Genomic DNA, 6430 nt, shown 5'->3' with positions numbered 1-6430 from the left:
GAAGGTCGCTTTGTTGCACCTGCAATTCCAGTTCTTCAAATTCTTGTCTGTTCATAATTATTGAGGTTTGATTGTATTCACTGCCGCAAAGCTACAACCAAACCTCAAAGTGTAAAAGGTGCATTTCTTCGAATGCTTACTATCAGAAGAAGCGTTCCTCATGTAAACATTTTCCCGTTCCGCAGTATCCACCATCTGCATACAAACAACAGGTAGCGGCGCACAGGAAGCAACCTGCGCCAGAGAGCTGCCTTGAAGCGCTCCGAGGAAGAAGTGAGGTCTACACAACGACCGCTACGTACCATCTTTACCACTACTCCCTCCACATCTTCCCTGCGGCAACATTCCGTAGCATGCAGATTCCCGTCCCCCATCAGGACGATACGTTCTCCCTCCATCTTATACACACGATGCAGCACATAGCGGTTACCCGGCAAACGAGCCAGTACCACACTTCCCACTTCCACGTTCACGGCCTTTTGCAGCACAATGTGGTCACGGCCCTCCACAATAAACGGTAACATACTGTTTCCCTTAGGCCGCAACGTCACAGACTCTCCGTGTTGCAGCATCCGGCCTATCTCCGCAAAAAACACCTCATTATTGAGCCATAACTTGTCAGCACTCATTTCAGACCTCCCATCAAGACAAAAAAATCCCCTTTCCGGATATACCACACCGGAAAGGGGACAAATAAAAGAAATTAATTACCGCGTGTAATTACGGCACGGCTCAGACGAGGATCGTCATAGAACATATTGTCTACACCACCCTTGTAGTCCACCTTGAGCTGTGACTTAGAAACGCCAAATTCATTTACCAGGCAGTCATACACAGCTTCCGCACGTTTCTTGCTCAGACGCTCATTGGTCTTCTTGCTACCCGTTCCGGCATCCGCATAACCTGTAATGGTGTACACAGCGTTCGAGTCAGAAGCCTTGATTGCTTCAGCCAGCAATCCCAGGTTCGCACGTGCTTCCTTCGACAAGTCAGCTCTTCCAATGCGGAAGATAACCAGGTTAGAAGCCGCCGTTTTCTTCACTTCCTGCTTCTGGTTGCGGTTGCTTTCATCGATGGCATTCCGCAAGCGAGCATTTTCTTCGTTCGCACGGTTCAACTGGTCACGCAAAGCATTGATTTCACCCACGTTGGTGCGTACCACCGTCTTGCTCTTGTCCCATCCGCGAGGTTTGAACTTGTAAGTCAAGCCGACAGTAGCACTCAGCAAACCATCAAACTTAGCTCCACCAATTTCTCCGTCAATGTCATCGTCCACCATTGAAGCCCGCAAGTCGATGAACGCATCGAATGCGTCACACAGACGGAACGAGTTCAACCAACCTGCACTCATTGTCAAATCACCGGCGGTAGGTGCTTCCCATGTGCGCATGTAGCCCACACCTCCGTAAAAGCTGCTGTTCCAGATACGGTTTTCCTTGTAACCGCAGAACAGGTTAGACAGATTGAACAACACATCGGCACGCAAGTTGTAATACTTGAACTTCGAGTAATACATACCGCTTCCCCAGCCCGGAACCTGTTCGCCAGTGGAGTGAGCTTCGCCCCAGCGGGTAGCACCTTTCAAAGAAAGGCCGTTGTACATCAAACGGACTCCGATTCCAGGAGTAAACCATTTACCTACGGCAATGTCCAGTGCCGGCGAGATACGCTTGCCAAAACCTATCTGCTTGTCGTGGTCGCCAAACATCACCTGCGGTCCGGCACCCACACTGAGGAACCAGTTGTCCCAGAAGTGATTGGTTTCCACTTTGTACTTGTCATCGCTGTATTCCACGGTTTCTGTGAAATCACCGTTTTGTATGGTCTGCTCCGACTGAGCCAAAGCAGGACCCGCAGCCATCAAAGCCAAGGCTGCAAAGATTGTTTTTTTCATCATAACTTTATGATTTGATTAAAGTGTTTTTTAGTTTATTCCGCATTTACACTAATCAGTTCCCATTAGCATAAGTGTATTCAAAACTTACAACAACCGGAAAATGATCAGCATACCCATTCACTTTTGTATAGCTTACATTTTGATTAGACAGAATATTACCGTTAGCATCTTCCACAATCACTCCTGAGAATGATACTTGCTCAGTACTCTTCGCAAAATGCTCCACCTCGTTCATACAACTTATGGCTTTCAACTGTATGGCGGCACTCGGTACATTGATATACCACATTTTGTCCACCACTTCACCACGCTGATCGTCCGCACATAGGATATCAGTATTACCTCCTCCAAATTTTGAACGTATCATCAATGAACTGGTATTCCAAATAGGATATACACCATCACGTTGGATTTCTATCCAAGGATCGGCAATCTGCAAACCCTCACTTGTAACCGGCTCAATCAAATTGTCCACAATCTGGTGACGAGTATAACGCATGTTGGTATCACCCATAATGATAGCCGGACGATTGTTTTCTTTTGCCTTTGCTACCACATAGTCACGCAACTGACGCAACTGTGAAAGCTGGGCATGCACCCATGGGTCATCTTCCGTGTTGCCACCATCACCAAACGTGTTCATGTGCGTGATATAGACATCTATCGTCACACCCTGAGCCACAGTCACTACATAATGGCGGAAACCTTTATCTATCAACTCATTGGCACCTCCATCTATTCCTCCATATACCTCATCAAAAGGCACCATGATTTCGTCTGTGGCAGTAATAGCATCCTTTTTCCAAAAAAATCCAAGTCCATCCGTATCATTATGTATTAAACTAGACACTGTACCCCGGTATGTACCCATATTATAATTGGTCATGCCACCGGCAAGTTCATCATGATATGCAAAATCTTCGCTGACCGCAATAAAATCATAGCCAAGGCTATTCATAATGCGACTGATAGATTTCGTTCCATCTGAACCAGGACCACCACTATTAATCAGGCTAGGTAATCCATCCACATTCAGTGCAGCACAAGTAAATTTACCTTGTACGGTATTTCCTTCCTTGTCATACACTTTGATGGTTTCATACTTGTCGAGAACCACAGGAAAATTGTAAATCTGCTCAGGAGAGAAGTTTGTCAGACTGCTGGCTGTAAACTCTGCTTTGTAGCTTTCAGTGGATACGGTAATCGTAAAGAGGTCGCCCGATTGGACAAGCGGGAAAAGGCTCATATAGCAGGTAAATGCCTGTTCGAGACTTGGAGACGTTTTATCCCAAGTAAGAGTTATAGAACTTATCCCTTCATCGGTCTGTGTCCAACTGGCATCTTCCGCATTAAATGTAAAGTTACCAGCGATAGGAATATTAGTCTCTCCACGGGTTACGTTCATTGTGAGACTCTTCAGCGTTTCACCCTTCAATGGTGTATCTGCGGCATCAATGGTAATACGTGCCATAGAGAAAAGATGTTTGAATACAAACTCATAGCTACCGTCGGATGTCTGCGTAGTGGCACGACCTATCTTATAATCCCCATGCAATGCACTGTTGTCCATATTCTGAGTAGAAGGCAGATTGCCCACAAGTGAATGCACGTCTTTGGATGAGTTCGCATTGTCGTACGGGTAATAAGCATAGACAGGATCGGTAAAAGCTGTAGTACCGGATACAGCAAAAGAAGCCGTAGGCGCTGCACCCTGACCGACCTTGGCATAGCGTTTCTGTGAAGTACCTGATGCATCGAACACTCCGATTTCATCACCGTCAGTCCATACAATACCCACCGCATTTGTTCCATCTACCGCATCACCTACAGCAGTACGCGTGGTAGCCGACTGTTCTATTTTTGCCACGATTTGACCGTGGCCGGAACCATCCCAGATTGTTTCATCGTCTGAGCAGGAGAAAAGGCTTTGCGCTGCCAATACTACGGCAGCTACCATATAAAATTTTCGCATAAATATTTATTTCTTATTACAAGAATTAACTGAATGTTTGTTAGAATAAGAGTCAAAACAAGTATTCCACAGGGCAGAGTACCAGACCTGCCCTGTAGAATAAAATTGCTGTTATCTACATCTTGTCCAACCTATCGCATCAGTCTGGTTATCCTTCATTCCTGAACTATAACCCGGAGCTGCGGACTGTACGTTATTGGCACCGCCACCTAAAGGTTTACCGTCAACCGGAGAAAGACTCGGGTCATATGCCTTACGGTACTTGTTGTTCATCTCAAGTATATTCTGAGTCAAACTAGTACCACCGAGTGCATCAGCATTGTCACTTGCTACTGCATTGAAATATACTATTCCAATTGGATAGTAGCCTTCAGTGTCCATTGCTGCAACTTTATCAGCCATATAGTTAAGGAAGTAACTTGTTACAGGATTTGGCTTATCATCACCGTTTTCATTTATATATCCACCACAACCAATATACATCCAAGTATCATGAGCATAATTGGTCAAGTTGCTGTAATTTTGCTTTGATTGACTCAATATAGCATCGATCTTATTTCTGCGTTCAAGAAGTGTAGGTTCATATCCACGACCTGAATCGTTATTACCCGTTGTCGTCTCTGTATCATTCTTTGTCAATTGAGCATGAGTTGCATAGACTTTTATTCCTGAAGCCCCATTTTGAGTATCCCAATAATTCAGATTTCTTGTTAAATAAGGATTATTTTTAAACTCATCTTTCTCAAGTTCCATTCTTACGTTCATATAAAGACACTTGCTATCGTTGATAGTTGCGCCAGTATAGGTATTCACGATAACGATAACCTTGCCCAATACATCACCTACAACAGTGTTTGGAGTCAAAGTGCTTCCATCTACTATTTTACCATCGTATTTTGACTGATTACAGATTTCACTGATTCTATGAATCCATACCTTATTTGTACCATCTGTGTTTGTCCCATACACATAGGGAGCACTACCTTGTGCAAAGGTACATACCACAACCATATATTCATTACCTTTTACATTATTAACGATTTGACCTAAAGCTTCATCAAAAGTAGGAGCACCTGATAAAGCAGACATATATCTATCACCATCATCACCTACTGAGCGTCCACCGTTTGCAATTGCTAACTCTGGTTTTTCCCAAATTAATACAGACTCTTTCCATCTTGTATCCAAATGAAAAGCACGAACACCTTTTTGATATTGTTGTGAAATACTCTGTGTTTGATATTCAGAATTCAGTGAATTCCATGAACCAGGAATAGAAATTTCTGATAAATAAACATTACGCTGGATATTAACCATCCAGTTAGTAGGATCCCATGCTCCACCTGCTTCCAGTTTAGGCAAAGACGGAAGGTAATGAACCTGACCAGGAACAAGCGTAGAATTACCACCAGAATTCGCAAGGACGCCCAAAGATTTCTTAAAGATTTGACCATCAGTAGTACCAATCAGCATATACCAATCATTGGTTATTGTCATTTCTTTTGGAATCAAAAGAAATGCACATAATTCCGCACTCTCATTTGGTCCCAGTGTCAGATATTCATTAGTGACAGGATCGGCAGCATTCATTGTCACATAATTACGTCCATTCACTGTTGACAGAGCTGGCTTTCCTGTGCCAGAATAATCCAAAGTAAAAGAACCATCTATCACAGTACCTTCAGGAGCATAAATTCGAACATAAGAAACACCAACCTCACCGGAGGAAGGACCTTCTAAAGTGAAGCGAATGGCTGTGGAAAGCGGTATATACTGCAGATTCACCGTTTCTCCGCTATTTGCAGTCTGCTTAGCATACATAAAGCAGGCTCTCATATCTGGATTTACTTTTATCTTTTTAACGCCCTCCGCTGTTTCTTCCCCAACTATGTTGTTATCCTGCTGAACCGGCATCGTCACAGTCATTGTTTTGTAATCACCGCCAAGTACAGCACGTGATGCTGGATAAAAAGAATAAAAATTACCCGTTGGATTGTCACCCCAACGTACACCTATTTCTCCTGTTTTATCCAAACTTGTTGCATAGTTCTGTGTGGTATTCTCACCCACATTCACTTTATAGGTTGCAGTTCCTACGCCACCTTCAGTTGCACATTCCGGCGAACAAACTATGACCTCATCTCCATTAACCCAGTAAATCGGGAAAGCATCATTGGCTTTGTCACCGTAAATTGTGCGGGTCGCAGTTTTCTCAAGTGAAGCCCCAAACTGAACATCCTGTCCAGGTGTAGGTTGTATACTTCCCTGTTCCTCATCCTGGCAACTGCATGCCAAGAATGCAAGGAAAGGAATAATGAAATACTTCTTCGTTTTCATACGCATATTCATTTTTAATTGTTATCGACATCATTGCTGATCCCAGCCATAATTACCAAAAGTATACTCAAAATCAGTATTCACTTGATGCTCCTGAATTTGCCCATTATTCTTATCATTAGGATTTTGAATATCGGCCGAAGCAGCACAAATACCACTCTCCAGGCTCACGATAGTCTCCGTCGTTTGGGGAGACTCGTACTTTGGTCTTTCTTTGTCTTTTT

Annotated in this window: 5 protein-coding genes; all 5 read right to left on the bottom strand. The window is 43.8% G+C overall.

Annotated features, from left to right (window positions below; all coding sequences use genetic code 11):
- Positions 1-158 precede the first annotated feature (158 nt).
- A complete protein-coding gene (locus tag ACMJ0U_RS02205) occupies positions 159-629 on the bottom strand; it encodes a S24/S26 family peptidase (protein WP_417127885.1) in 471 nt (156 codons plus the stop codon).
- A 74-nt stretch (positions 630-703) separates the two neighbouring features.
- Positions 704-1897: an OmpA family protein gene (locus tag ACMJ0U_RS02200; protein WP_417127883.1), complete on the bottom strand. Its 1194-nt coding sequence runs from the start codon at positions 1895-1897 to the stop codon at positions 704-706.
- Positions 1898-1949: 52 nt separating this feature from the next.
- Positions 1950-3869 (bottom strand): fimbrillin family protein, encoded by a 1920-nt coding sequence (locus ACMJ0U_RS02195; RefSeq protein ID WP_417127882.1) that lies wholly within the window; start codon positions 3867-3869, stop codon positions 1950-1952.
- 111 nt (positions 3870-3980) lie between these two features.
- Complete coding sequence (locus ACMJ0U_RS02190; RefSeq protein WP_417127880.1) at positions 3981-6206, bottom strand: hypothetical protein; 2226 nt, start codon at positions 6204-6206, stop codon at positions 3981-3983.
- Positions 6207-6236: 30 nt separating this feature from the next.
- The coding region (locus tag ACMJ0U_RS02185; protein ID WP_417127879.1) for a hypothetical protein at positions 6237-6430 on the bottom strand (194 nt) is incomplete at its 5' end.

Source organism: Phocaeicola sp. (assembly GCF_048170425.1).
GTDB lineage: Bacteria > Bacteroidota > Bacteroidia > Bacteroidales > Bacteroidaceae > Phocaeicola.
The sequence above is the reverse complement of the archived record's forward strand: the minus strand, read 5'-3'. Positions and strand labels throughout refer to the sequence as shown.

What these genes read in the sequence shown, in the direction of transcription:
- ACMJ0U_RS02200 (WP_417127883.1), bottom strand. Translation starts at nt 1,897, where the DNA reads ATGATGAAAAAAACAATCTTTGCAGCCTTGGCTTTGATGGCTGCGGGT.
- ACMJ0U_RS02205 (WP_417127885.1), bottom strand. Translation starts at nt 629, where the DNA reads ATGAGTGCTGACAAGTTATGGCTCAATAATGAGGTGTTTTTTGCGGAG.
- ACMJ0U_RS02190 (WP_417127880.1), bottom strand. Translation starts at nt 6,206, where the DNA reads ATGAAAACGAAGAAGTATTTCATTATTCCTTTCCTTGCATTCTTGGCA.
- ACMJ0U_RS02195 (WP_417127882.1), bottom strand. Translation starts at nt 3,869, where the DNA reads ATGCGAAAATTTTATATGGTAGCTGCCGTAGTATTGGCAGCGCAAAGC.